This window comes from Stenotrophomonas sp. SKA14, assembly GCF_000158575.1.
Taxonomy (GTDB): domain Bacteria; phylum Pseudomonadota; class Gammaproteobacteria; order Xanthomonadales; family Xanthomonadaceae; genus Stenotrophomonas; species Stenotrophomonas forensis.
In genome coordinates this window covers 1064266-1090648 of the sequence record NZ_DS999412.1, presented here as the reverse complement: position 1 = coordinate 1090648, position 26383 = coordinate 1064266, and the positions used below count along the sequence as shown (strand labels likewise).

25 protein-coding genes are annotated in these 26383 nt (G+C 65.7%); 10 read left to right on the top strand and 15 right to left on the bottom strand.

Annotated features, from left to right (window positions below):
* Positions 1-61: 61 nt before the first annotated feature.
* Complete coding sequence (locus tag SSKA14_RS05075) at positions 62-490, top strand: VOC family protein (RefSeq protein WP_008265342.1); 429 nt, start codon at positions 62-64, stop codon at positions 488-490.
* 67 nt (positions 491-557) lie between these two features.
* Here the strand turns inward: SSKA14_RS05075 and SSKA14_RS05070 are convergent, their stop codons facing one another.
* Both SSKA14_RS05070 and glmS read right to left on the bottom strand, forming a co-directional pair.
* Complete coding sequence (locus SSKA14_RS05070; RefSeq protein ID WP_008266421.1) at positions 558-989, bottom strand: CBS domain-containing protein; 432 nt, start codon at positions 987-989, stop codon at positions 558-560.
* Positions 990-1436: 447 nt separating this feature from the next.
* Positions 1437-3275: a glutamine--fructose-6-phosphate transaminase (isomerizing) gene (gene glmS / locus SSKA14_RS05065; protein WP_040007066.1), complete on the bottom strand. Its 1839-nt coding sequence runs from the start codon at positions 3273-3275 to the stop codon at positions 1437-1439.
* Positions 3276-3478: 203 nt separating this feature from the next.
* Here glmS and SSKA14_RS05060 point away from each other — a divergent pair, with 203 nt between their 5' ends.
* From SSKA14_RS05060 to SSKA14_RS05030, 7 genes are all read left to right on the top strand, one after another.
* Positions 3479-4756: an efflux RND transporter periplasmic adaptor subunit gene (locus SSKA14_RS05060; RefSeq protein WP_008268094.1), complete on the top strand. Its 1278-nt coding sequence runs from the start codon at positions 3479-3481 to the stop codon at positions 4754-4756.
* A gap of 35 nt (positions 4757-4791) precedes the next feature.
* On the top strand, positions 4792-5517 hold the full coding sequence (locus SSKA14_RS05055) for an ABC transporter ATP-binding protein (RefSeq protein ID WP_006471290.1): 726 nt from the start codon (positions 4792-4794) through the stop codon (positions 5515-5517).
* Positions 5518-5527: 10 nt separating this feature from the next.
* A complete protein-coding gene (locus tag SSKA14_RS05050; RefSeq protein ID WP_008266729.1) occupies positions 5528-6826 on the top strand; it encodes an ABC transporter permease in 1299 nt (432 codons plus the stop codon).
* A 20-nt stretch (positions 6827-6846) separates the two neighbouring features.
* Positions 6847-8064, top strand: coding sequence for an FtsX-like permease family protein (locus tag SSKA14_RS05045; RefSeq protein WP_008267120.1), 1218 nt, complete (start codon positions 6847-6849; stop codon positions 8062-8064).
* Between the two features lies 1 nt (position 8065).
* A complete protein-coding gene (locus SSKA14_RS05040; protein WP_008264523.1) occupies positions 8066-8446 on the top strand; it encodes a hypothetical protein in 381 nt (126 codons plus the stop codon).
* A 121-nt stretch (positions 8447-8567) separates the two neighbouring features.
* A complete protein-coding gene (locus SSKA14_RS05035) occupies positions 8568-9914 on the top strand; it encodes a sigma-54 dependent transcriptional regulator (RefSeq protein WP_040009373.1) in 1347 nt (448 codons plus the stop codon).
* Positions 9911-11263 (top strand): ATP-binding protein, encoded by a 1353-nt coding sequence (locus tag SSKA14_RS05030; protein ID WP_008267515.1) that lies wholly within the window; start codon positions 9911-9913, stop codon positions 11261-11263. The genes SSKA14_RS05035 and SSKA14_RS05030 overlap by 4 nt, the downstream gene beginning before the upstream one ends.
* A gap of 56 nt (positions 11264-11319) precedes the next feature.
* Here the strand turns inward: SSKA14_RS05030 and SSKA14_RS05025 are convergent, their stop codons facing one another.
* The gene (locus SSKA14_RS05025; protein WP_008267358.1) at positions 11320-11853 is read right to left on the bottom strand and encodes a GNAT family N-acetyltransferase; all 534 of its coding nucleotides are present in this window, start codon (positions 11851-11853) and stop codon (positions 11320-11322) included.
* Positions 11822-13189, bottom strand: coding sequence for a bifunctional UDP-N-acetylglucosamine diphosphorylase/glucosamine-1-phosphate N-acetyltransferase GlmU (gene glmU, locus SSKA14_RS05020; RefSeq protein ID WP_008264958.1), 1368 nt, complete (start codon positions 13187-13189; stop codon positions 11822-11824). Before glmU ends, SSKA14_RS05025 begins: the two co-directional genes overlap by 32 nt.
* Positions 13190-13272: 83 nt before the next feature.
* Between glmU and SSKA14_RS05015 the strand changes: the two genes are divergently transcribed.
* On the top strand, positions 13273-13659 hold the full coding sequence (locus SSKA14_RS05015) for a GtrA family protein (protein ID WP_008266158.1): 387 nt from the start codon (positions 13273-13275) through the stop codon (positions 13657-13659).
* A 103-nt stretch (positions 13660-13762) separates the two neighbouring features.
* On the opposite strand, the gene SSKA14_RS05010 is transcribed toward SSKA14_RS05015, so the two are convergent.
* From SSKA14_RS05010 to SSKA14_RS04970, 9 genes are all read right to left on the bottom strand, one after another.
* Positions 13763-14185, bottom strand: coding sequence for a F0F1 ATP synthase subunit epsilon (locus tag SSKA14_RS05010; RefSeq protein ID WP_005411127.1), 423 nt, complete (start codon positions 14183-14185; stop codon positions 13763-13765).
* A gap of 113 nt (positions 14186-14298) precedes the next feature.
* Positions 14299-15705: a F0F1 ATP synthase subunit beta gene (gene atpD, locus SSKA14_RS05005; RefSeq protein ID WP_006471333.1), complete on the bottom strand. Its 1407-nt coding sequence runs from the start codon at positions 15703-15705 to the stop codon at positions 14299-14301.
* A gap of 37 nt (positions 15706-15742) precedes the next feature.
* On the bottom strand, positions 15743-16606 hold the full coding sequence (gene atpG, locus SSKA14_RS05000; RefSeq protein ID WP_006471334.1) for a F0F1 ATP synthase subunit gamma: 864 nt from the start codon (positions 16604-16606) through the stop codon (positions 15743-15745).
* 97 nt (positions 16607-16703) lie between these two features.
* Positions 16704-18251 (bottom strand): F0F1 ATP synthase subunit alpha, encoded by a 1548-nt coding sequence (atpA, locus tag SSKA14_RS04995; protein WP_008266965.1) that lies wholly within the window; start codon positions 18249-18251, stop codon positions 16704-16706.
* Between the two features lie 44 nt (positions 18252-18295).
* Positions 18296-18823, bottom strand: a complete 528-nt coding sequence (locus tag SSKA14_RS04990; RefSeq protein WP_008268086.1) for a F0F1 ATP synthase subunit delta — start codon at positions 18821-18823, stop codon at positions 18296-18298.
* A 2-nt stretch (positions 18824-18825) separates the two neighbouring features.
* Complete coding sequence (locus SSKA14_RS04985; protein ID WP_005419512.1) at positions 18826-19296, bottom strand: F0F1 ATP synthase subunit B; 471 nt, start codon at positions 19294-19296, stop codon at positions 18826-18828.
* A gap of 106 nt (positions 19297-19402) precedes the next feature.
* Positions 19403-19708, bottom strand: coding sequence for a F0F1 ATP synthase subunit C (gene atpE, locus SSKA14_RS04980; RefSeq protein ID WP_005411133.1), 306 nt, complete (start codon positions 19706-19708; stop codon positions 19403-19405).
* A gap of 73 nt (positions 19709-19781) precedes the next feature.
* Entirely contained in the window at positions 19782-20582 is an 801-nt protein-coding gene (atpB, locus tag SSKA14_RS04975) for a F0F1 ATP synthase subunit A (protein WP_008267476.1), read from the bottom strand.
* A gap of 31 nt (positions 20583-20613) precedes the next feature.
* Positions 20614-20979 carry a hypothetical protein gene (locus tag SSKA14_RS04970; RefSeq protein WP_006471338.1) on the bottom strand — a complete coding sequence of 122 codons (366 nt, stop codon included), beginning with the start codon at positions 20977-20979 and terminating at the stop codon, positions 20614-20616.
* 459 nt (positions 20980-21438) lie between these two features.
* Here SSKA14_RS04970 and SSKA14_RS04965 point away from each other — a divergent pair, with 459 nt between their 5' ends.
* Positions 21439-22257: a hypothetical protein gene (locus SSKA14_RS04965; protein WP_040007060.1), complete on the top strand. Its 819-nt coding sequence runs from the start codon at positions 21439-21441 to the stop codon at positions 22255-22257.
* Positions 22258-22706: 449 nt separating this feature from the next.
* Here SSKA14_RS04965 and lpdA read toward each other — a convergent pair whose 3' ends face one another.
* The gene (gene lpdA, locus SSKA14_RS04960) at positions 22707-24515 is read right to left on the bottom strand and encodes a dihydrolipoyl dehydrogenase (RefSeq protein WP_008267618.1); all 1809 of its coding nucleotides are present in this window, start codon (positions 24513-24515) and stop codon (positions 22707-22709) included.
* A gap of 107 nt (positions 24516-24622) precedes the next feature.
* A complete protein-coding gene (gene aceF / locus SSKA14_RS04955; protein ID WP_008268821.1) occupies positions 24623-26326 on the bottom strand; it encodes a dihydrolipoyllysine-residue acetyltransferase in 1704 nt (567 codons plus the stop codon).
* Positions 26327-26383 lie beyond the last annotated feature (57 nt).

Here is a 26383-nt window from a genome sequence, read left to right as displayed (position 1 = left end):
TTCTGGCACTATTGGCCGGAAGCGACTTAATTCCCTCCGTCCCCTTTTTTGCGAGGTTGGTATGGAAACAATGGAACTGCACCGCGGCCGCTTGATCGACCACCTGCAGCTGGTGGTGCGTGACCTGGCCGCCAGCCGTCGCTTCTACCAGGCGGTGTACGACACCATTGGCGTGCCGCTGGGTGGTGAAGGGCCGGATTTCTTCTGGGCCGATGAGCTGTTCGTTTCCAGCGCCAGCAGCGAGGCCGCCGCTGGCCAGCTGACCGGCCGCCACCACCTGGCCTTCCAGGCCCGTGACAGCGCCACCGTCGATGCCTTCCACACTGCGGCCATCGCTGCCGGAGGTAAGGACAACGGCGCACCCGGCGAGCGCCCTTACCATCCCGGTTACTACGGCGCCTTCGTGCTCGATCCGGACGGCAACAACATCGAAGTGGTCTACCACGGCCCGGCGGACTACAGCGCCGATTCGGTGAAGGTCACTTTCTGATTTCACCGATGCCGTGAACGAAGAAGCCGGGCAATGCCCTGCTTCTCTGCGTCCAGCGCTGCAGCCCTCAGTGGGCGGCCATGTAGATGTCCTGAAGCACGGCCTTTTCCAGCTCCAGCTCACCCAGCAGGTTCTTCACGATATCGCCCAGACTGAGGATGCCGACCAGGCGGGTGCCGTCGGTGACCATCAGATGACGGCGCCGCGAGTACGTCATCAACGACATGGCCTGTTTCAGCGTGGCCTCCGGCGAGATACCTTCCAGGCCGGTGGTCGGCACGCTGGAAATCACCCGGCGACCAGCCTGCGGGCCGTCGTCGGCCAGGGTACGCACGATGTCCTTTTCGGAAATGATGCCGACCGGGGCATCGTCCTTCATCACCACCAGCGCAGCGATCTTGTTCGCGCTCATCTTGTGGGCAGCGGCACCGATGGTGTCTTCGGCGTCGATGGTGATGACAGCTTCTTTCTTGGATTGCAGGAGTTCGCGGACGTTCATTCTTGTTTCCTGGTGCAGGTCACTGAAGTCAAAAAAGTGTGCTCTTCCGATACGCTCCCTCCCCGGGAACAGACCTTTCAGCGCACGTCTGGCGCACGTGCCTGCCCTGGGAGATGCATCGGCAGGCGACGTACTGCAACGCGAACGAGGTGGGCTCAACCGCGCAACCCATGCCTCGGTCAGATCGATTCTACGACTGCGACCATCGGTCACTACCGGCATCGATAGGACAGTTCGTCGTGGGAACCAACTGACGATCCAGAGAATGGCACCGTGGCTGAAACCGCCGCTGAATACAGGCGGTATTGCGCACTAAAGATTGATTGCGGCCTGCCGCCGGCGGACAGAACGACCGGCGGCTGTCCCACTTGATGCGGTTACCGGCGCAAACGAAAGGGGGCCACATGGGCCCCCTTCGTGTACGGCATCCAGTCCGAGCAGCCGGCGTTACTCCACCGTCACGCTCTTGGCCAGGTTGCGCGGCTTGTCCACGTCGGTGCCGCGCGCCAGTGCGGTGTGGTAGGCCAGCAGCTGCACCGGAATGGTGTGCACGATCGGGCTGAGCACGCCGGCGTGGCGCGGCGTGCGGATCACGTGCACGCCTTCGGACTCGTTGAAGTTGCTGTCCTGGTCGGCGAACACGAACAGCTCGCCACCACGGGCGCGCACTTCCTGCATGTTCGACTTCACCTTCTCCAGCAGGCTGTCGTTGGGGGCGATCACCACCACCGGCATGTCCTCGTCCACCAGCGCCAGCGGGCCGTGCTTCAGCTCGCCCGCCGGATAGGCTTCGGCGTGGATGTAGGAGATCTCCTTGAGCTTGAGCGAGCCTTCCAGCGCGATCGGGTAGTGCAGGCCGCGACCCAGGAACAGCGCACTGCTCTTGCGCGCGAAACGCTCGGCCCATGCCGCGATCTGCGGCTCCATGTTCAGTGCGTACTGCACGCTGCCCGGCAGGAAGCGCAGCTGCTCCAGGTAGTCTGCTTCCTGCTCTGCGTCGATGCGGCCACGCAGCTTGCCCAGCACCACGGTCAGCTGGAACAGCGCGGCCAGCTGGGTGGTGAACGCCTTGGTCGAGGCCACGCCGATCTCGGCACCGGCACGGGTGTAGCAGACCAGCTCGCTGGCGCGCGGGATCGCACTTTCCGGCACGTTGCAGATCGACAGCGTGTGCTTGTGACCCAGCGACTTGGCGTACTTCAGCGCTTCCATCGTATCCAGCGTTTCGCCGGACTGGGAGATGGTGACGATCAGGTGCTTCGGGTTCGCATAGGCGGCGCGGTAGCGATATTCGCTGGCGATCTCCACGCTGCACGGAAGGCCGGAAATGGCCTCGATCCAGTAGCGCGCGGTCAGGCCGGCGTAATAGCTGGTACCGCAGGCGATGATCTGCACGCCTTCGATGCCCGACAGCACCGTTTCGGCGTTCTTGCCGAACAGCTCGGCCGGGAAGCCACCGGCGTCGATTGCCGCCTCGATGGTGTCACCCAGGGCGCGCGGCTGCTCGTGGATTTCCTTCTGCATGAAGTGGCGATACGGCCCCAGCTCCAGCGATGCCAGCGACACGTCTGACAGATGCACGTCGCGCTCGATCGGCTGATCGTGCTCGTCGAAGATGCGCACACCGTCGCGGCGGATCTCGGCCGTGTCGCCCTCTTCCAGGAAAATCACCTTGCGGGTGGCCGAGATCACGGCCGAGACATCGGAGGCAACGAAGTTCTCGCCTTCACCCACGCCGATCAGCAGCGGGCAGCCCATCCGCGCGCAGACGAAGCGCTCCGGCTCGACATGGCTGACCACGGCCAGTGCGTAGGCACCGGTCAGCTCCTTCACCGTGTGCTGCAGCGCCACCAGCAGATCGTCGCCATCCTTCAGGTGATGATGGATCAGGTGCGCGATGACTTCGGTGTCGGTCTGCGACTCGAAGGTGTAGCCGAGCGCGCGCAGCCTTTCGCGCTGCTCTTCGTGGTTCTCGATGATGCCGTTGTGCACCAGCGCCACGCCCTGGCTGATGTGCGGATGCGCGTTGGCCTCGGTGACGCCGCCATGGGTGGCCCAGCGCGTGTGGCCGATGCCCAGCACCGCATTGAAGCCTTCAGCCTCGGCCGCCGTGGCCATTTCCGACACACGGCCAGTACGGCGCACGCGACGCACCTCCGGCCGTTCGCCCTGATCGATCACGGCGATGCCCGAGGAATCGTAACCACGGTACTCAAGGCGCTTCAGGCCCTCGATCAACACCGGCACTACGTCGCGATCGGCGATCGCACCCACGATTCCACACATGTCACGCAATTCCTTGAAGACGATCGGCGCATTCTAGCCTGCGTGTCCGGGTTCCCCCTCCTGTCCGCTTAATGAAAGTGTCCGGAAAGGTGTCCGCGGACACCCGGACACCGCGACGGGCCCGCCAAACCATTGATCTGAAAAAGAATAAATTTGGCACGCTACGTGCTTGGTACTGGCTACCACCGCAAGGCACGCATCCGATGATCCGCGACACTTCCGCCCAGGACCAGATCGTTTCCTCCGCACCGGCCAGCGCCACCCGCGCCAACTGGCACCGCTACCGTTGGCCGGCGGCGGGCGCCATCGTGCTGCTGGCCGGCATCGGCTGGGCCGTGCACGCCTGGTCCAACGCCAGCCGCTCCTTCGACAGCAGCCGCGTGCGCATCGCCGAAGTGAAGCGCGGCGACCTGGTGCGTGACATCGCGGCCGACGGCCGCGTGATCGCCGCCAACAGCCCGATCCTGTACGCCATCTCGGCCGGTACCGTGGACCTGAAGGTGGTCGCCGGCGACGTGGTCAAGAAGGGCCAGGAACTGGCGATCATCGACAGCCCGGAACTGCGCAGCAAGCTGGCCCAGGAACAGGCCACCCTGGCCGGTCTGGAAGCCGAGGCCAGCCGCGCCGCGCTGGACGCGACCCTGGCCCGCGCCAAGTCGCGCAAGGAAACCGACCAGGCCACCATCGAGCGGCAGGCCGCCGACCGCGACCTGCAGCGCTACCAGCGCGGCTACGACGGCGGTGCGGTGCCGCAGATCGACCTGGCCAAGGCCAAGGACTCGCTGAAGAAGGCCGACATCACCCTGGCCAACGCCACCACCGATGCACGCCTGCAGAGCCAGGGCGCCGACCTGGACGCGCGCAACAAGCGGCTGCTGGCCGATCGCCAGAAGGCCGTGGTGGCCGAAGTCCAGCGCCAGGTCGATGCACTGACCCTGCGCGCGCCGTTCGATGGCCAGGTCGGCCAGGTGCAGGCGATCCAGTCCACCAACCTGGCCGCCAACGCGCCGGTGCTGGGCGTGGTCGACCTGTCCAAGTTCGAAGTCGAGATCAAGGTTCCGGAGAGCTTCGCCCGTGACCTGGCCATCGGCATGCCCGCACAGCTGACCGGCGGCAACGGCCAGCCGTTCCCGGGCGAGATCAGCGCGGTGTCGCCGGAGGTGGTCAATGGCGAGGTCAACGCCCGCGTGCGTTTTGCCAGCGCACAGCCGGAGGGCCTGCGCCAGAGCCAGCGAATGTCGGTGCGCGTGCTGCTCGATACCCGCAGGAACGTGCTGAAGGTCGAGCGTGGCCCGTTCGTCGAACAGGGCAACGGCATGGCTTACGTGATGGATGGCCGCACCGCCGTGCGCCGTCCGGTGGAACTGGGCGTCAGCAGCCTGGGCGAAGTGGAAATCAAGTCGGGTGTGCAACCGGGCGACCGCATCGTGGTCTCCGGCAGCGACCTGTTCAAGGACGCCGAACGCGTCTCCGTCAACTGATATCAGAACCCTGAATCCTGGAGAGAGGACACCCCATGTACATGCTCGAAATGCGTTCGGTCGCCAAGGTCTTCCGCACCGAACAGGTGGAAACCCACGCACTGCGCTCGCTGGAACTGCAGGTCAAGGAAGGCGAGTTCGTCGCCGTCACCGGTCCGTCCGGCTCCGGCAAGACCACCTTCCTCAACATCGCCGGCCTGCTGGAAACCTTCACCAGCGGCACCTACATGCTGGACGGGCAGGACGTGAGCACGCTGGGGGACGATGCCCGCAGCCGCCTGCGCAACCAGAAGATCGGCTTCATCTTCCAGGGCTTCAACCTGATCCCGGACCTCAACCTGTTCGACAACGTCGACGTACCGCTGCGCTATCGGAAGATGAGTGCCAACGAACGCCGCGAGCGCATCGAGAAGGCACTGAGCCAGGTCGGCCTCGGCTCGCGCATGAAGCACTACCCGAACGAGCTGTCAGGCGGCCAGCAGCAGCGTGCGGCGATCGCGCGCGCCCTGGCCGGCAGCCCGCGCCTGCTGCTGGCCGACGAACCGACCGGCAACCTGGATACGCAGATGGCACGCGGCGTGATGGAGCTGCTGGAAGAGATCAATGCGGCCGGCACCACCATCGTGATGGTCACCCACGATCCGGAACTGGCCGCACGTGCGCAGCGCAACGTGCACATCGTCGACGGCCAGGTGACCGACCTGGTGCGTGAGCCGGTGCTGGCCACGCCCGTGCGCCACATCGTCGCCGTCAACGAGTGAGGGCCCGACCATGTTCGCCTACTACGCCCGACTGGCGGCGCGCAGCTTCCGCCGCAACAAGGTTCTGACCGCGCTGATGGTGGTTGCCATCGCACTCGGCATCGGCGCCTCGATGACCACGCTGACCGTCTTCCACGTGCTGTCCGGCGACCCGATTCCCGGCAAGAGCGACCGCCTGTTCTACGTGCAGCTCGATGCCGCGACCGGCGCCTACGTTGCCGGCGAGGAGCCGGAAACCCAGCTGACCCGGTTCGACGGTGAAGCGCTGCTGCGCGAAGCCAAGGGTGAGCGCCAGGCGCTGATGAGCGGCGGCGGCGGCACCATCGAGCCGGACAACAGCACCCTCAAGCCCTTCAGCATCGACACCCGCTGGACCTCGGCCGACTTCTTCCCGATGTTCGAGGTGCCCATGCAGTACGGCCGGCCGTGGACGCGGGAGGACGATGAAGCTCGCGCACGCGTGGTGGTCATCTCCAAGGCGCTCAACGACAAGCTGTACCAGGGCGCCAACAGCGTGGGCCGCGACCTGCGCATGGAAGGCCAGAGCTACCGCATCGTCGGCGTGATGAAGGAATGGAGCCCGGAGCCGCACTTCTATGACCTGACCACCGGCAGCTATGGCAAGAACGAAGACCTGCTGCTGCCGATCTCCACCTCGTTCGACCTGAAGCTCGGCAACAACGGCAACATGAACTGCTTTGGCGAAAATCCCGACGGCAACAGCTACTCGCTCAATGCGCCGTGCGCCTGGCTGCAGTACTGGGTGGAGATCGACCCGGCCAAGGCCGGCGACTACCGCCGCTACCTGGAGAACTATTCGACCCAGCAGCGCGAGGCCGGCCGCTTCAAGCATCCGCCGAACGTGCGCCTGCGCACCGTGATGGAATGGCTGGACTTCAACGGCGCAGTACCCAGCGACGTGCGCCTGCAGCTGTGGCTGGCACTGGGCTTCCTCGGCGTCTGCCTGGTCAATACGGTGGGCCTGCTGCTGGCCAAGTTCCTGCGCCGCAGCGGTGAGATCGGCGTGCGCCGTGCCCTCGGTGCCAGCCGCGGCCAGATCTTCCTGCAGTGCCTGGTGGAAGCCGGCGCAGTCGGCGTCGTCGGTGGCGTGCTGGGCATCGGCCTGGCCCTGCTCGGCCTGTTCGCGGTGCGCCAGCAGCCGGTGGAGTACGCCAAGCTCGCCCACCTGGACGGCAACATGCTGCTGCTCGCACTGGGCCTGACCCTGTTCGCCAGTCTTGCCGCAGGCTTCCTGCCCGCGTGGCGCGCGATGCAGGTCACCCCGGCCATCCAGCTCAAGTCGCAGTAAGCACGAGAACGAGGACACCCATGGACATCCGCCCCATCCTCAGCACCCTGCGCCGGCACAAGACCGCCGCTGCCCTGATCGTGCTGGAAGTCGCCCTGACCTGCGCCATCGTCTGCAACGCGCTGTTCCTGGTCAGCCAGCGCGTGGAGAAGATCAGCATGCCCAGCGGCATCGCCGAGAACGAACTGGTGATGCTGCGCGTCAGCGGCATCGGCGAGCAGACCAATGCCATGGCGCGCACCCGCGAAGACCTGGCGGCACTGCGCGCGATTCCCGGCGTCACCAGTGCCACCATCATCAACCAGGTGCCGTTCCGCAACGGCTCGTCCAGCAGCAGTATCTCCCGCGAGGTCGACCAGGAACGCCCGACCACGAACGCGTCGATGTACACCCTGTCCGAAGGCGGCCTGGGCACGATGGGAATCAACCTCATCGCAGGCCGCGACTTCCTTCCCGGCGAGTACATCGAGTTCAAGGAAGCCTCCAAGGGCGGTGCCAAGCAGAAGGCCATCCCGGTGATCCTCACCCAGAGCACTGCCGCGAAGATGGAGCCCAACGGCAGCGCGCTGGGCAAGACCTACTACATGGGCAAGCAACCCTTGAACGTGGTCGGTATCGTCGACACGCTCAGCACGCCCAATGGCTGGAACGACAACTGGACCAATTCGATGCTGCTGCCGCTGCAGCGCACCTTCGATGAAGGCGGCACGTACGTGCTGCGGACCGATCCGGCACGGCGCCAGGAAGTACTCGATGCTGCGGCCGCGGCGCTGGAGCGCATCGACCCCAACCGGCTGATGCGCGACAAGCTGACCTACGAGGACCAGCGCAAGGACTACTTCAAGAACGACCGGGCAATGGTCGGCCTGCTGGTCACCGTGTGCGTGTCGCTGCTGGTGGTCACCGCGCTGGGCATCATCGGCCTGGCCAGCTTCTGGGTGCAGCAGCGCAGCAAGCAGATCGGCATCCGCCGCGCGCTCGGCGCTACCCGCGGGCAGATCCTGCGCTACTTCCAGACCGAGAACTTCCTGCTGGCCACACTGGGCATCGTGCTGGGCATGCTGGCGGCCTACGCCATCAACCTCGCCCTGATGAACATGTACGAGCTGCCGCGCATGCCGCTGTATTACCTGCCACTGGGTGCGCTGCTGCTGTGGGCGCTGGGCCAGATCGCGGTGTTCGGGCCGGCGCGGCGTGCCGCAGCGGTACCGCCGGCGGTTGCCACCCGGGGCGCCTGAGATGCGCGCCTGCTGGCTGCTGCTGATGCTGCTTCCATCCCTGCCGGCCCTGGCCGGCAGCAGCAGCGCGCAGACGCTGGAGTGGCGCCAGCAGGATGCACGGCTGGCGCTGCGCTCGACCGAAGGCCAGGTGCGGGTGGAAGCCGCTGCCCCCGAAGCCCGCTTCGGCGTGCGCAGCAGTGACCGCATCCTGCGCGTGGATGACACCGCCGTGCGCAGGATCGAGCATCTGACCGAAGCCCTGCGCCACTCCACCGCCCCCACCGCCTACCTGTTGCTGCGCCGCGACAGGCGCGAACTGACCGTGCCGGTGAATGCGGCTGCCTGGCGCCTGGCACTGGTTGCTCCGGTGCCGCCGCCACCGCCTCCTCCGCCGCGGTAAGCCCGGACCGCGCCTGCGGCCACGGGTTTGGCTATGCTTGATGGGTGGCGCCGGGCTCTCCCGGCGTGTGGACACGAACGGCTCCAACGGCGCCGCCCATCCCTTTCTGCAGAACCGCTTGATGCCTTCGATCCTGATCATCGACGACAACGCCAGCGTGGGTACCGCGCTGGACGTGCTGTTCTCCCTGCACGACATCGACACCCTGCAGGCGCAGAGCCCGTCCGAGGGCCTGGCACTGCTCGAGTCGCAGCCGGTCGACCTGGTGATCCAGGACATGAACTTCAGCGAGGACACCACGTCCGGCGAGGAAGGCGAGGCTCTGTTCGCGCAGATCCGCGAACGCCACCCGGACCTGCCGGTGATCCTGCTCACCGCCTGGACCCATCTGAGCAGCGCGGTGGACCTGGTCAAGGCCGGTGCCGCCGACTACCTGGCCAAGCCGTGGGACGACCGCAAGCTGCTGACCACGGTCAACAACCTGCTGGAGTTGTCCGAGGCGCGTCGCGAACTGGACCGGCGTCGCAGCCGTGAACTGCGCCAGCGCAACGCCCTGGAAGCGAAGTACGAATTGTGCGGCGCGGTGTTCGCCGACCCTGCCAGCGAGCGTGTCATCGCCCTGGCCTGCCAGGTCGCGCGCTCGGAACTGCCGGTCCTGATCACCGGTCCCAACGGGGCCGGCAAGGAGAAGATCGCACAGATCATCCAGGCCAATTCGCTGGTGGCCAAGGGCCCGTTCATCACCGTCAACTGCGGTGCGTTGCCATCGGAACTGATCGAAGCCGAACTGTTCGGCGCCGAAGCCGGTGCCTACACCGGTGCCAACAAGGCACGCGAGGGCAAGTTCGAAGCGGCCGACGGTGGCACCCTGTTCCTCGATGAGATCGGCAACCTGTCGCTGGGCGGACAGATGAAGCTGCTGCGCGTGCTGGAAACCGGCCGCTTCGAGCGCCTGGGCTCCAACCGCGAGCGCCAGGTCAAGGTACGCGTGGTCAGTGCGACCAACGCCGACCTGCCGGCGATGATCCGCGACGGCACCTTCCGCGAGGATCTCTATTACCGCCTCAACACGGTGGAACTGGTGCTGCCGCCACTGGCCGAACGCCCGGGCGACATCGTGCCCCTGGCCGAGCGCTTCCTGGCCACCGACAAGCCACTGTCCAGTGCCGCGGCCACGGCGCTGCAGCGGCATCCGTGGCCCGGCAATGTGCGTGAACTGCGCAATGTGATCCAGCGCGCCCAGCTGCTGGCCACCGGCAGCCGCATCGAAGTGGCTGACCTCAACCTGCCGCGCACTGCGGCGGCACCGCGCCCGGCACCGGGTGCCGGCAATGATCCTGATCGCACGCGCATCGAGGATGTGCTGGCACGCAACCATGGCGTGATCGCGCAGGCCGCGGCCGAGCTCGGGCTCAGCCGCCAGGCGCTGTACCGGCGCATGGACCGCCACGGCATTCCGCGCGAATGAAGCGGCGCTCGTTCACCTTCCGCCTGTTCCTGCGCCTGCTGCCGGTGCTGGCACTGGCTGCCGCGTTGCCGTGGCTGCTGGCGTACTGGATGGATCACGGCTGGGTGATCACCACGGTATCGACACTGGTCCTGCTGTCGCTGATGTGGTGGACCCTGCGCCGTGCGACCGCGCCGGTGCGCTCGCTGATGCGCGCCCTCTCCGGCACCACCAGCAGCTACCGCGATGGTGAATTCAACTTCGGCGTGCACTGGCCGGGCAATGATGAGCTGGGCGATCTGGTGCAGGCGCATCGCGAGCTGGGCGATGTGTTGCGAGCGCAGCGGCAGGGGCTGGTACAGCGCGAACTGCTGCTCGACACCATGGTGCAGAACACGCCGGTGGCGATGCTGCTGATCGCGTCCGGTGGCGATGGCATCGCCCGCGTGTTGTTTTCCAACCTGGCTGCGCGCAAGCTGCTGCACGGCGGCTGGAAGCTGGAAGGACAGCGCCTGGAGGATGTGCTGGAACAGGTGCCGGTGGAGCTGCGCGACGCGATCGCCCGCGGCGGTGACAGCCTGTTCGCGGTGCATGCCGAAGGCGAGGACGGCGACGAGGACGACGAGCAGGTCTATCACCTCTCACGCCGCGCGTTCCAGCTCAACGGCCGCCCGCACGACCTGCTGCTGGTACGCCTGCTGACCGCCGAACTGCGCCGCCAGGAAGTGCAGACCTGGAAGAAGGTGATCCGGGTGATCAGCCACGAGCTCAACAACTCGCTGGCGCCGATCGCTTCGCTGGCCCATTCCGGCGGCGTGCTGGTGCAGCGCGAACGCTTCGACCGGCTGCCGGAAATCTTCACCACCATCGAAGACCGTGCGCGCCACCTGGAGGGCTTCATCCGTGGCTATGCGCGCTTTGCCAAGCTGCCGCAGCCTCAGCTGCAGACCGTGCACTGGGCGCCGTTCCTGTCCAGCCTGCGCCAGCAGATTCCGTTCACCATGGAGCACGAGCCGGACGAAGCGCTGAGCAGCCGCATCGACATCGCGCAGTTCGGGCAGGCGCTGTTGAACCTGTTGAAGAATGCGCACGAAGCCTGCGCGGAAGCCGATCCACCCAACGATGACGTGCAGGTGCAGCTGACACGGCTGCCGCAATGGCTGCGCCTGGACGTGCTGGACCGCGGCAAGGGCATGAACGAGCAGGTACTGCAGAACGCGCTGATGCCGTTCTATTCGACCAAGCGCAATGGCACCGGATTGGGGCTGGCGCTGACCCGCGAGATCGTGGAGGCGCATGGCGGGCGGGTGTCGCTGCAGAATCGCGGCGATGGCGGGTTGTGCGTGTCGATCCTGCTGCCGGCGGGTTGAGTGGATCGATGGGGTAGATCCACGCCATGCGTGGATGTGCCGACCGAGGTCGGCTCCTACCAGACCCGTCGCATCGCCACCCGCAGGTGCATCGGAAATCCGAGCGCAGCCTCTTCGGCCATGACGGCGCGCAGGCCGTCGTTCCGCTCCGCCTCAGGCACTACGTCGAACCCTTCGCTGGCATAGAAGGCTGCGTTCCACGGCACATCGGACAAGGTGGTCAGCACAGCCGAGCGATGGCCTCCCGCCCGCGCCTGTGCCAGCGCATGCCGTAGCAACGCACGACCATGACCGCGGCGCGCATGCATCGGGTCGACGTCCATCTGCAGCACGTGGAATTCACCCGCCAGGTCGCCGGCAAGCAGATAGCCGGCGATGCCACCGTCAGCCGCATCCACGACCCACAGCTGCCGGCGCTCAAGGCCGCCCTGCAGCGTCGGCAGATCCAGGCCGTGAGCGGCAAATACCGGATAGGCTTCGTGGCCCTTCAGCAGTTCGCCAGCGCGCTGCTCGATGCCCGGCAGCACGCCGAGCTCGTCGGCATGCGGAATACGTGGCTCAGGATTTCTTGACAGGGCGCTTCCAGCCATCGATGGTTTCCTGCCGTGCGCGTGCCAGTGTCAGCTTGCCGTCCGGGGCGCTGCGGGTGATGACCGAACCGGCAGCGATGGTCGCACCATCGCCGATGGTCACCGGTGCCACCAACGAGCTGTTGGAACCGATGAACGCGTTGTCGCCGATGGTGGTGGTCGACTTGTTCACCCCGTCGTAGTTGCAGGTGATGGTGCCGGCACCGATGTTCACCTTGCTGCCGATCACCGCATCGCCCAGATAGGTCAGGTGGTTGGCCTTGCTGCCCACACCCAGCGTGACCTTCTTGGTTTCAACGAAGTTTCCGACGTGCACGCCGTCGGCCAGCACAGTACCCGGGCGCAGGCGCGCGAAAGGGCCGATCTGCGCCGCGCCCTCGGTGACCACGCCTTCCAGGTCGCAATGCGCGCGTACTTCGGTGCCCGGCCCGAGGTTGACGTCCTTCAGGCGGTTGAACGGACCGACGGTGACGCCGTCACCAAGCACGATGTTGCCTTCCAGCACCACGTCGACGTCGATCAGCACGTCGCTGCCGACGGTGACGGTACCGCGGATGTCCAGCCGCGCCGGATCACGCACGCGCGCGCCCTGCGCGCACAACGCACGTACCGCACGACGCTGCCAGGCGCGCTCCAGCTGTGACAGCTGCCAGGGATCGTTCGCCCCTTCGGCTTCCTGCGCGTCGGCCACCAGCGCCATCTCGGCCGGGGTGTACTCGTGTGCGGCGAAGGCGAACACGTCGGTCAGGTAATACTCGCCCTGCGCGTTGCTGTTGGAAAGCTGCGACAGCCAGCGGCGCAGTGCGGTCGACTCGGCCGCGATGATGCCGGTGTTGATCGTGCGTACGCGCAGCTGATCATCGGTGGCATCCTTCTGCTCGACGATCGAGCCGACCTTGCCCTCGGCATCGCGCAGCACCCGGCCATAGCCGGTGGGGTCGTCGACCTCCGCAACCAGCACCGCCAGGCGACCCGGCTGCGCCAGCAGGTCACGCAGGGTCTGCGCGCGGATCAGCGGCACGTCGCCGTACAGCACCAGCACCTGCGCCGCGTCGGGAACCTGCGGCATCGCCTGCGCCACCGCATGGCCAGTGCCCAGCTGCTGTGCCTGCTCGGCCCACTGCAGGTCAGGCTGGTCCGCAAAGTGCTGCCGCACTGCTTCACCGCCATGGCCGTAGACCACGTGGATGGCGGCGGGCTGCAGTTCGCGTGCCGCGGCGATCACATGTGCCAGCATCGGCTCGCCGGCGATCGGCTGCAGCACTTTCGGCAGCACCGATTTCATGCGCTTGCCTGCGCCGGCGGCGAGGATGATGACGTGCAGGGGTTGGGTCATGGCAACGGCAATCTATGGTTCGTTGCCGATGATTCTAGTGCGTGGGCCGCTAACATGGGGACTTGCCCGTCTTCACCCCAGCCATGAACCTGCTCCGCCAGGGAAGCGCCTACCTCATCATCGGCGGACTGCAGCTGCTGCTCGACTGGGCGGTGTTCGTGCTGGCCACGGCGGCAGGCCTGCCCGTGGTACCAGGCAACCTGGCCGGGCGCCTGGCCGGCATGCTGCTGGGTTTCTGGTTGAACGGACGGATCACCTTCGCGACCGACGACGGCCAGCAGCGGCTGGGCTGGCGACGCTTCGCGCGCTTCCTGCCACTGTGGCTGCTGCTCACCACGGCCAGCACGCTGCTGGTATCTGCCGCGGATCATGCGCTGGGCCTGCAGTACGCCTGGCTGGCCAAGCCGCTGGTGGAAGGCGGCCTGGCCGTGATCTCGTTCCTGTTGCTGCGACAGGTCGTGTATCGCTGATGGGTCGGGCCTGCACGGATCTCGAGCACCGTTGGCGCTACCGGTCCGCCAAACAAAAACGCCGGCGCAAGGCCGGCGTTCTCGTGGATGCAGCGCGTGAACCTCAGTGCTTGAGGGTCTTGCGCAGGCGTTCCAGGGCCTGCAGCTGGACGACGGCCTCGGCCAGCTTCTGCTGGGCTTCGGCCACTTCCATCGCTTCGCCGCGGTTGGCCAGGATGCGCTCGGCTTCTTCCTTGGCCTTGCGGACCGAGGCTTCGTCGATGTCCTGCGCGCGGATCGCGGTGTCGGCCAGCACGGTCACCACCTGCGGCTGCACTTCCAGGATGCCGCCGGAAATGGCGAAATCCAGCTGCTCGCCGTTCGGCGTGGTCACCACCACCTTGCCCGGCTTCAGGCGGGTGATCAGCGGCGCGTGCTTGGGCGCGATGCCCAGTTCGCCCAGCTCACCGGTGGCCACGACCAGGGTCGCTTCGCCACGGAAGATTTCCTGCTCGGCGCTGACGATGTCGCAACGGATCGTGCTCATGCAAATCTCTTCGCTGTTCGCGGCGGCGCAATGCCACCGTGGGAGTCCACCGGTGCGGGCGGTTGCCCGGCACCGGCGTCAGGTCGGGCAGGATCGCTCCCGCCCGTCCCGGATCAGGCCTTCTCGGCCATCTTCTTGGCCTTCTCGACCGCTTCTTCGATGCCGCCGACCATGTAGAACGCCTGCTCCGGCAGGTGGTCGTACTCGCCATCGACGATGGCCTTGAAGCCACGGATGGTGTCCTTCAGCGGCACGTACTTGCCCGGCGAACCGGTGAACACTTCGGCCACGTGGAACGGCTGGCTGAAGAAGCGCTCGATCTTGCGGGCGCGCGACACGGCCTGCTTGTCCTCTTCGGACAGCTCGTCCATGCCCAGGATCGCGATGATGTCCTTCAGTTCCTTGTACTTCTGCAGGGTCTGCTGGACGCGCTGGGCGGTGTCATAGTGCTCGTGGCCGATGACCAGCGGGTCCATCTGGCGGCTGGTGGAGTCCAGCGGATCGACGGCCGGGTAGATACCCAGCGAGGCGATCGAACGCGACAGGGTCACGGTCGAGTCCAGGTGGGCGAAGGTGGTCGCCGGCGACGGGTCGGTCAGGTCGTCCGCGGGAACGTAGACGGCCTGGATCGAGGTGATCGAACCGTTCTTGGTCGAGGTGATGCGTTCCTGCAGGACGCCCATTTCCTCGGCCAGGGTCGGCTGGTAACCCACGGCCGACGGCATACGGCCCAGCAGTGCCGACACTTCGGTACCGGCCAGGGTGTAGCGGTAGATGTTGTCGACGAACAGCAGGACGTCCTTGCCCTTGCCGTTTTCGTCCTTCTCATCGCGGAAGTACTCGGCCATGGTCAGGCCGGTCAGGGCGACGCGCAGACGGTTGCCCGGCGGCTCGTTCATCTGGCCGTACACCATCGCCACCTTGTCGAGGACGTTGGAGTCCTTCATTTCGTGGTAGAAGTCGTTGCCCTCACGGGTACGCTCACCCACGCCGGCGAACACGGACAGACCGCTGTGCGCCTTGGCGATGTTGTTGATCAGTTCCATCATGTTGACGGTCTTGCCGACGCCGGCGCCGCCGAACAGGCCGACCTTGCCGCCCTTGGCGAACGGGCACATCAGGTCGATGACCTTGATGCCGGTTTCCAGCAGTTCGGTGGCCGGGGACTGGTCTTCGTACGACGGGGCCGCACGGTGGATTTCCCAGCTGTCGCTGGCGGCCACCGGGCCGGCTTCGTCGATCGGACGGCCGAGCACGTCCATGATGCGGCCCAGGGTGCCAGCACCGACCGGCACGGAGATGCCGCGGTTGGTGTTGGTGGCGATCAGGTTGCGCTTCAGGCCATCGGTGGAACCGAGGGCGATGGTGCGCACCACGCCGTCGCCCAGCTGCTGCTGGACTTCAAGGGTGATTTCGGTGTTGTCGACCTTCAGTGCGTCGTACACCTTCGGCACCGACTCACGCGGGAATTCGACGTCGACGACCGCGCCGATGATCTGAACGATCTTGCCCTGACTCATTGCTGCATCCTCTAATGTGTGCTTTGAACGAACGCGGTCAGACTGCTGCCGCGCCGCCGACGATTTCGGAGATTTCCTGGGTGATCGCTGCCTGGCGCGCCTTGTTGTAGACGAGCTGCAGGGTGCCGATCAGCTTGTTGGCGTTGTCGCTCGCCGCCTTCATCGCAACCATGCGTGCCGCATGCTCGGAGGCGACGTTTTCCAGCAGTGCCTGGTACACCAGCGACTCGATGTAACGCGTCATCACGTGCTCCAGCACGGTCGCGGCATCGGGTTCGTACAGGTAGTCCCAGTCGTGGTGAGCGACCTGCTTCTCAGCCGGCGGCAGCGGCAGCAGCTGATCGAAGCTGGCCTTCTGCGTCATGGTGTTCACGAAGCGGTTGTAGACCAGGTACACGCGGTCGACCTTGCCTTCGGTGAAGGCGTCGAGCATGACCTTGATCACACCGATCAGCGATTCCAGCTTCGGCACGTCGCCGATGTGGGTCACGCTGCCGACCATGTTGACCTTCACGCGGCGGAAGAAGGTCGATGCCTTCTGGCCGATGGTCACCAGGTCCACTTCGGCACCCTTGTCCTGCCATGCCTTGGCTTCGCCCAGCATCTTGCGGAACAGGTTGTTGTTCAGGCCGCCGGCCAGGCCGCGATCGGAGGAGATCACGATGAACCCGACCCGCTTGACCTGCTCGCGCTCGACCAGGAACGGATGCTGGTAGTCGGTGCTGGCCTGGGCCAGGTGGCCGATCACCTGCTTCATCGCCTGCGCGTACGGACGCGAGGTCTTCATCCGATCCTGCGCCTTGCGGATCTTGGAGGCCGAGACCATTTCCAGGGCGCGCGTCACCTTGCGGGTGTTCTGCACGCTCTTGATCTTGGTTTTGATTTCGCGTCCGCTTGCCATCTCTTGTTTCCCGTGGCGCGGGGCTGATGCCCCGCGTTGTTCAACCGTTTGTCATCTGGTCCAGCGGAGCCTGTGGCTCCGCTCTACAGGACCGCGATTACCAGCTGCCGGTGGTCTTGAACTCGGCGATGCCCTTCTTGAAGGCACCTTCGATGTCGTTGTCCCAACCGCCGGTGGCGTTGACCTTGCTGACCAGCTCGCCCTGGGTGTTGGCGAAGTGGGCGTGCAGGCCTTCTTCGAACGCAAGCAGCTTGTTGACCGGCACGTCGTCGAGGTAACCCTCGTTGACGGCGTAGATCGACAGCGCCTGGTTGGCGATCGACATCGGCGCGTACTGCTTCTGCTTCATCAGCTCGGTGACGCGCTGGCCACGCTCCAGCTGCTTGCGGGTCGCTTCGTCCAGGTCCGAGGCGAACTGCGCGAACGCCGCCAGCTCACGGTACTGGGCCAGCGAGATACGGATGCCGCCCGACAGCTTCTTGATGATCTTGGTCTGGGCCGAGCCACCGACGCGCGACACCGAGATACCGGCGTTCACGGCCGGGCGGATGCCGGCGTTGAACAGGTCGGTTTCCAGGAAGATCTGGCCGTCGGTGATCGAGATCACGTTGGTCGGAACGAAGGCGGACACGTCGCCGGCCTGGGTTTCGATGATCGGCAGCGCGGTCAGCGAACCGGTCTTGCCGGTGACCTTGCCTTCGGTGAACTTCTCGACGTATTCCTCGGACACGCGGGCTGCGCGCTCGAGCAGGCGGGAGTGCAGGTAGAACACGTCACCCGGGTAGGCTTCACGGCCCGGCGGGCGCTTCAGCAGCAGCGAGATCTGGCGGTAGGCCACGGCCTGCTTGGACAGATCGTCGTACACGATCAGCGCGTCTTCGCCGCGGTCCATGAAGTACTCACCCATGGTGCAGCCCGAGTAGGCGCTGATGTACTGCATGGCAGCCGATTCGGAAGCGGTCGCGGCCACCACGATGGTGTGGGCCAGCGCGCCGTTCTCTTCCAGCTTGCGCACGATGTTGGCGATGGTCGAAGCCTTCTGGCCGATCGCAACGTACACGCACTTGATGCCGGTGCCCTTCTGGTTGATCACCGCATCGATGGCCATCGCGGTCTTGCCGGTCTGGCGGTCACCGATGATCAGCTCGCGCTGGCCACGGCCGATCGGGATCATGGCGTCGACCGACTTGTAACCGGTCTGCACCGGCTGGTCGACCGACTTGCGCCAGATCACGCCCGGAGCAACGCGCTCCACCGGAGCGGTCAGGTCGGTGCCCAGCGGGCCCTTGCCATCGATCGGCTCGCCCAGCGCGTTCACGACGCGGCCCAGCAGTTCCGGACCGACCGGCACTTCCAGGATGCGGCCGGTGGTCTTGGCGACGTCGCCTTCGCGCAGGTGCTCGTAGTCACCCAGGACCACGGCGCCGACCGAGTCGCGCTCCAGGTTCAGGGCCAGGGCGAAGGTGTTGTTCGGCAGTTCGATCATTTCGCCCTGCATCACGTCGGCCAGACCGAAGATGCGCACGATGCCGTCGGACACGCTGGTCACGGTGCCTTCGTTGCGCGATTCCGCGGCCAGCTTGACCTTCTCGATGCGGTTCTTGATCAGTTCGCTGATTTCGGAGGGGTTGAGCGTGGTTGCCATCGTCAAGTCCTAGTGCCGGCAGCGGGGCCGGACGTTAAATGAATTCAGTTAGCGAGCGCGGTCTGCAGACGGGCCAGCTTGCCCTTCAGCGAACCATCGATGACCACGTCGCCGGCGTCGATCACGGCGCCGCCGATCAGCGAGGCATCGACCGCGGTGGTCACTTCGACCTCGCGGTTGAAGCGCTTGCGCAGCGCGACCTTGATCGCATCCAGCTCACCGGCCGACAGCTCAGCCGCCGAGGTCACCGTGGCCTTGACCACATGCTCGGCTTCGGCGCGCAGGGCATCGAACATGCCGGAGATTTCCGGCAGCAGCGGCAGACGATGCGAGTCGGCCAGGATGGTCAGGAAGCGCGAGTAGGTCTCGCCGTGGGTCACCGGCGCCAGCAGGGCGACGGCGTCGTCACGACCCAGCTCCGGGTTGGCGAGCAGGGCCGCCACGCGCGGGTCGGCGGCGACGTGGGCGGAGAACGCCAGGGCGTCCGACCACGGCGCGAACGCGCCTTCGTCGCGCGCGGTCGCGAACGCGGCGCGGGCGTACGGGCGGGCAAGCGTGAGGGCCTGGCTCATCCTTAGATCTCCGAGGCCAGCTCGTCGAGCAGCGCCTTGTGGGCGTTGGCGTCGATTTCGCGCTTGAGCAGCTTTTCGGCACCGGTCACGGCCAGCGCGGACACCTGCTTGCGCAGATCTTCACGGGCACGGTTGGCGGCGGCGTCGATTTCAGCCTGGGCCAGTTCCTTCTGACGGGTGGCTTCGGTGATCGCTTCGTTACGGGCAGCATCAACGATCTGGTTGGCGCGCGCGTGGGCCTGGTCGATGATCTCGTTGGCCTTGGTGCGTGCTTCTTTCAGCGCTTCGTTGACCTTCTCCTGCGCCTGGGCCAGATCTTTCTGGCTGCGGTCGGCAGCAGCGAGGCCTTCAGCAATCTTCTGCTGGCGCTCTTCGATCGCGTTCATCAGCGGCGGCCAGATCTTGGTCGCGATGATCCAGATCAGACCAGCGAAGGCGAGCGCCTGCGCAAGAAGGGTGAAATTGATATTCATGGTTAGCTCGATCGCTGGTTTCGGGGTGGACGCGCCGCCGTAGCGGCGCATCCGGCCTTCATCCGAAACCGGGTGCATCAGCACCCGGTCGTCTCAAACCGCTGTATCAGCCGGCCAGAGCCTTGGTGACGGCGCCAGCGAAGGCAGCCGACAGCGGGTTGGCGAAGGCCAGCAGCAGGCCGACGGCGACCGAGATGATGAACGCGGCGTCGATCAGGCCGGCGGTGATGAACATGCGGACCTGCAGGACCGGGATCAGTTCCGGCTGGCGGGCGGCCGACTCCAGGAACTTACCAGCCATGATGGCCAGACCCAGACCGGCGCCCAGCGCGGCCAGGCCGATCATGATGCCGACGGCAAGGGCGGTGGAGCTCTGAATCTGCGCGAAGTTGGTCAGGACGGCGAAGTACATGGTTATCTCCAGGAACTTAAGTTGCTAAGGGTGATGAAACGGATGAAGGTTGAAACGCGTTGAAGCTTGAAACTCAGTGAGCGTCTTCCGACAGGCTCAGGTACACGATCGACAGCATCATGAAGATGAAGGCCTGCAGCGGGATCACCAGCAGGTGGAACAGCATCCAGCCAAGGCCGAACGCACCACCGGCAATGGCACCGAAGAAACCGGCACCACCCAGCACCCAGATCAGCAGGAACACGATTTCGCCGCCGAACATGTTGCCGAACAGTCGCATCGCCAGCGAGATCGGCTTGCTCAGCCACTCGACGATGTTGAGGATCAGGTTGAACGGCATCATCCACTTGCCGAACGGCGCCGTCAGGAATTCCTTGATGAAGCCCAGCAGGCCCTTCGACTTCAGCGCGAAGAACAGCATCAGGAAGAACACGCTGAAGGCCATGCCCAGGGTGGCGTTGACGTCAGCGGTCGGCACCGGCTTCCAGTAGTGGATACCGGCCATTTCCAGCGGCTTGGCGATGAAATCGGCCGGGATCATCTTCAGCAGATTCATCAACAGGATCCAGAAGAAGATCGTGATGGCGATCGGCGTGACCAGCTTGCTCTTGCCGTGGTAGGTGTCCTTGGCCTGGCGGTCGACGAACTCCAGGCAGATCTCGACGAAGGCCTGCCACTTGCCCGGCACGCCGGCGGTGGCCTTGCGGGTGCCCAGCCAGAAGGCGACCACGATCACCAGGCCCATCAGGACCGCGGTGAGGAAGGTATCGACGTGGATATGCCAGAACATACCCTCACCCTTGCCGACCGGCGCGGTCAGGTTTTGCAGGTGATGCTGGATGTAGCTGGTAGGGGTTAGAGCCTCGCCCGCCATGTGTCCGGAACCTTCAGTTAATTGAATTCTGTCAACGCCTGGCCATGGCCAGGACCTGGAACATCAAGCCGACGGCGATACCGGCCAACAGCGCCAATGCAGGCAGCTTGAAGACCAGGAACCCCACCAGCAGGACGCCGAAAACCACCACCCACTTGGCCACGATCGCGATGATCAGGCGAGCCATCGCCGATCCTGCGGCCACGGCTCCCCCGCTCAGTGCCATCCGCGCTGCCACCCAGCCACCTGCCGAAATGGCCACACCGGACGCCAGCGCGCCGAGGGCATACTTCGGACCCACCAGCAGGAAGGCCAGGGCCAGGACAGCGACCGCGGCCAGCGGGTAGACCGCGGCGCGCAGCATCAGTCGCCGACCCGCATCAACGGAGTTCAGCACAGGACGTCCCGCGTGGTTGCAAGTGGAGGGCTGAGGCGGCTACAGCAGAGGGGGCCTCATCGAGCCGCCAAATTATAGCAATGGGACAATTTGCGAGACAACCGCTGCCTGTTCATCCCGGGAAGCCGCAAGTTGCGGTAACGGTTACATTTTTGCGTACCACCCGGGGGACGATGACGTCCGTGTCATGTTGCGCTGCAATATTGAACTTTGGTCGCAGGCGCGGAACTTTTGCCGCAGGCACCGGTCCGATCATTCGACCTGCCTGCAGCAACCTCGTCGACGCTTCGCCCCGCAGGTCCCACGATGGCCCCGAAGCCCGGCTCCGGGGCCATCTTTTTGCATCGTCGCGACAGCGCTGAACCGTGCACATCGCGTGGACCATACGTTCACGGATGGTGGACGGCATCGTCCGGCACAGTGGATTTCATTCTGATGAACCACTGCAAGGACTCTTCGATGCGCTCCGTTCCCACCCTGCTCGCCCTCTCCCTGCTCGCCGCCGGCGCCTCGTTCGCCAATGCCGCCCATGCCGCTGAAGGCGACGACCGTTTCGCCATCCGCCTGGGTGCGATGAACATCGATTCGGACAACACGATCCGCGGCAAGACCAATGTGGCTGGCCAGGATGTCTCCCTGAACCAGGACTTCAAGCTGGGTGGCAAGGAATGGGAGCCGCGCATCGACGGCATGTTCCGCATCAGCAACCGCCAGCGCCTGCTGTTCAACTACTTCAAGTACGACAAGGATCGCCGCGAGACGCTGGACCAGGGCATTTCCTTCGGCGGCGAGAACGTGCCGGCCGGCAGCTTCGTGAAAGGTGAACTGAAGTACCAGGTGGCCAGCCTGGTCTACGACTACTCGGTCGTCGATACCGACACCTTCGACCTCGGCCTGCAGATCGGTGGTGAGTACGCCAAGGTCAGCACCAAGGGCTATGCCGACCTGGGCACCGTGTACGAAGGCCAGTTCCTCAACGAGAAGGCCGACGGCATCGCGCCGGTGGTCGGTGCGCGCATGACCTTCACCCCGTCCGAGCGCTGGATGATCACATTGCAGGGCCAGTACCTGAACACGCGCTGGGGCAGCTTCGATGACTACAAGGGCGACCTGAGCCGCGCCAATGCCATCGTCGATTACCGCTTCACCAAGAACTTCGGTGTGTTCGCCGGCTACGACTGGTTCAAGCTGGACGTGGACAAGAAGGGCAGCGACGGTACCGTCGGCCTGAAGCAGGAATTCAAGGGCCCGGTCGCAGGCGTCAGCTTCGTGTTCTGATCCCCCGCCCCTTCCACGACACTCTCTCTCTCCTGGCGCGGCCTCCGGACTATCGAGGCCGCGCTTTTTCGTGGGCTCCTGACAGGACAGCAGAAGCGAGATGGTCGAGCGCTGGAGGGAGCGGGGGCTGCGTGCGAATGTCCCCCGGCGCCAGCCTGCGGCCGACGCCTCCTCCTTTACTTCGCACACAGCCCCCGCTCCCTCCGCGTGCCAGGCATCCACGCGGCCGCAGGCAGTTGCTCTCGACTGTCCGCAAGGCGAGCCGCTGCGCGGGTGGCGGGCGTTTCGACAAAGTAAAGGAGGAGGCGACCGCCACAGGCGGGCGACGGGGGACATTTGTCGAAATGCCCGCCACCCGCGCAGCGGCCCCACCGTTTACCGCAGCCCTGATCGAAGAAAAAAAACCCCGGCAAAGGCCGGGGCTTTTCGTTCGGAACGGCGCGGGCGCCTTACTTCTTCTTCGGCATGTACAGATCGGTGATCGTGCCGTCGTAGATTTCCGAGGCCATCGCCACCGATTCGCTCAGCGTCGGGTGCGCATGGATGGTGTGGCCGATGTCCTCGGCTTCGGCACCCATCTCGATCGCCAGGCCGATCTCGGCCAGCAGGTCACCGGCATGCACGCCGACGATCGCGCCACCGATGATGCGGTGGGTTTCTTCGTCGAAGATCAGCTTGGTGAAGCCCTCGGTACGGCCGATGCCGATCGCACGGCCGCTCGCGGCCCACGGGAACTTGGCCACGCCGACCTTCAGGCCCTTGGCCTTGGCTTCGGTCTCGGTGACGCCAACCCAGGCGATTTCCGGGTTGGTGTAGGCCACCGACGGGATCACCCGCGCAACCCATTCCTTCTTGTGGCCGGCGGCCACTTCGGCGGCCAGCTTGCCTTCGTGCGTGGCCTTGTGGGCCAGCATCGGGTTGCCGACGATGTCGCCGATGGCAAAGATGTGCGGCACGTTGGTGCGCATCTGGCGATCGACCGGAATGAAGCCACGCTCGGTGACCTGCACGCCGGCCTTCTCGGCATCGATCTTCTTGCCGTTCGGCGAGCGACCCACGGCCACCAGCACGCGGTCGAAGGTGCCCTGCGCCAGGGCCGGCGACTGGCCTTCCTCGGCGGCTTCGAAGGTGACGGTGATGCCCTTGGCATCGGCGGTGACGCCCGAGGCCTTGGTCTTCAGGTGCACTTCGATGCCCTGCTTCTTCAGGCGGTCGGCCAGCGGCTTGACCAGGTCCTTGTCGGCGCCCGGCATCAGCTGGTCCATGAACTCGACCACGGTGACCTTGCTGCCCAGCGCGCCATACACGGTGGCCATTTCCAGGCCGATGATGCCGCCACCGACAACCAGCAGCGAGCCCGGCACTTCGGCCAGCTCCAGCGCGTCGGTGGAATCCATCACGCGCGTGTCGTCCCACGGGAAGTTCGGCAGCTTCACCGCCTGCGAACCGGCGGCGATGATGCACTTCTGGAAGCGCAGCAGCTGGGTGCTGCCGTCGGCAGCAGTGATTTCCAGCTCGTTGGCCGAGACGAACCTGCCGACGCCCTGCACGCTGCGGACCTTGCGCTGCTTGGCCATGCCGGCCAGGCCCTTGGTCAGCTGGTTGACGACCTTTTCCTTGTACTGGCGCAGCTTGTCCAGGGTGATGGTCGGCTTGCCGAACTCGACACCGAAATCACCGGCGTGGGCCACTTCGTCGATCACCGCTGCGGCATGCAGCAGCGCCTTGGACGGAATGCAGCCGACGTTGAGGCAGACGCCACCGAGGCTGGCGTAGCGCTCGACCAGCACGGTATCCAGGCCGACGTCGGCGGCGCGGAAGGCGGCGGTATAGCCGCCCGGGCCCGAGCCCAGCACGACCATTTCGCATTCGATATCGGCCGGCTTGCCGCTGGACAGCGCCGGCTTCGGCGCAGCCGGCTCGGCCGGGGCGCGGTGCGACGGGGTCACCGGCGGCTTGCTGGCCGGCGCAGCTGCGGCCGGAGCCGGTGCCGCGGCCTTGGCCGGGGCTTCGGCGGCGCCTTCGGTTTCCAGCACCACGACCACGGCGCCTTCGGACAGGCTGTCGCCCAGCTTGACCTTCAGTTCCTTGACCACGCCGGCGGCCGAGGACGGCACTTCCAGGGTGGCCTTGTCCGATTCCAGGGTCACCAGACCCTGATCCTTCTTCACCGTGTCGCCGACGGCGACCAACACTTCGATCACCGGCACATCGCTGTAATCGCCGATGTCGGGAACCTTGACTTCAATCGTGGCCATGGTGGTTTTCCTCGTGCCCGGCCGGCATGGCCGGCGGGCTGTCACTGCATCTGTTCACGCGGCCGCGCCAGGGGGCAGCGGCCACACGGTGGGGGCGAAGCGGTGCCTTACAGCAGCACGCGGCGCATGTCGGCCAGTACCTGCGACAGGTACGTGGTGAAGCGTGCGGCCAGGGCGCCATCGATGACGCGGTGGTCGTAGCTCAGCGACAGCGGCAGCATCAGCTTCGGTGCGAACTCCTTGCCATTCCAGACCGGCTGGATGGAGGACTTGGAGACGCCGAGGATGGCCACTTCCGGTGCGTTGACGATCGGGGTGAACGCGGTGCCGCCGATGCCGCCCAGCGAGCTGATCGAGAAGCAGCCGCCGCTCATGTCGGCCGGGCCCAGCTTGCCGTCGCGCGCCTTCTTGGCCAGTTCGCCGGTTTCCTGCGCGATCTGCACCACGCCCTTCTTGTCCACGTCGCGGATGACCGGCACGACCAGGCCGTTCGGCGTGTCAGCGGCGAAGCCGATGTGGAAGTACTTCTTCAGGGTCAGGTTTTCACCGCTGGCATCGAGCGAGGCGTTGAATTCCGGGAACTTCTTCAGCGCCGCGGCACTGGCCTTGATCAGGAAGGCGAGCATGGTCAGCTTGATGCCGGCCTTCTCGTTCTCCTTGTTCAGCGCCACGCGCAGGCCTTCCAGGTCGGTGATGTCGGCCTGCTCGAACTGGGTGACGTGCGGGATCATCGCCCAGTTGCGGGCCAGGTTCGCGCCGGAGATCTTCTTGATGCGCGACAGCGGCTGCACTTCGGTCTCGCCGAACTTGCTGAAGTCGACCTTCGGCCACGGCAGCAGGTTCAGGCCACCACCGGCGGCAACGGCACCACCGGCAGCCGCCGGCACGCCGCCGCTGAGCGCGGCCTTGACGAACTTCTGCACGTCACCCTTGGTGATGCGGCCGCCCTTCTCGGTGCCGTTGATCTGCAGCAGGTCCACGCCCAGCTCGCGGGCGAACACGCGCACCGCCGGGGTGGCGTACGGCACCTTGGCCGGCAGCACGCCATCGGCATTGAACTGCACCGGCGGGCTGGACGGGGTACCGGCCGAGGCGATCTCGCGGGCGGCCAGCTTGTCCGGCTGGGCCGGAACGGCGACCGGCTCGACCTTGGTGGCGGTTTCGGCGGCGGCCGGGGCAGCGGCGGCCTTGCTCGGGGCCGGCGCTGCAGCGCCCTCGGCCTCGATGATGGCGACCACATTGCCCTGCGACAGGTTGTCGCCGACCTTGACCTTGATCTCCTTGACCACACCGGCCACCGAGGACGGCACTTCCATGGTCGCCTTGTCGCTTTCCAGCGTCACCAGGCCCTGGTCCTTCTTGACCGTGTCGCCGACGGCGACCAGCACTTCGATGACCGGGATGCCGGAATAGTCGCCGATGTCCGGCACCAGGGCTTCAACGGCGCCACCGCTGGCGGCCGGTGCGGCCGGAGCAGCAGCAGCGGCCGGGGCGCTCTGGGTGGCAGGTGCCGGGGCAGCGGCCTTGGCCGGTGCCGGTGCCGGTGCGGCCGGCTTCGCAGCTTCGCCTTCGGCCACTTCGATCAGCGCCACGACCTTGCCTTCAGACAGGTTGTCGCCGACCTTGACCTTGAGTTCCTTGACCACGCCCGCCACCGAGGACGGCACTTCCATGGTCGCCTTGTCGCTTTCCAGCGTCACCAGGCCCTGGTCCTTCTTGACCGTGTCGCCGACGGCGACAAGCACCTCGATTACCGGGATATCGCTGTAGTCACCGATATCGGGGACAAGTGCTTCCTTGATTTCGGCCATGGGGATAACTCCGGCAATCTGGTGTAGGGAAACGTCTATTGTGCGGCCAGCGGGGCC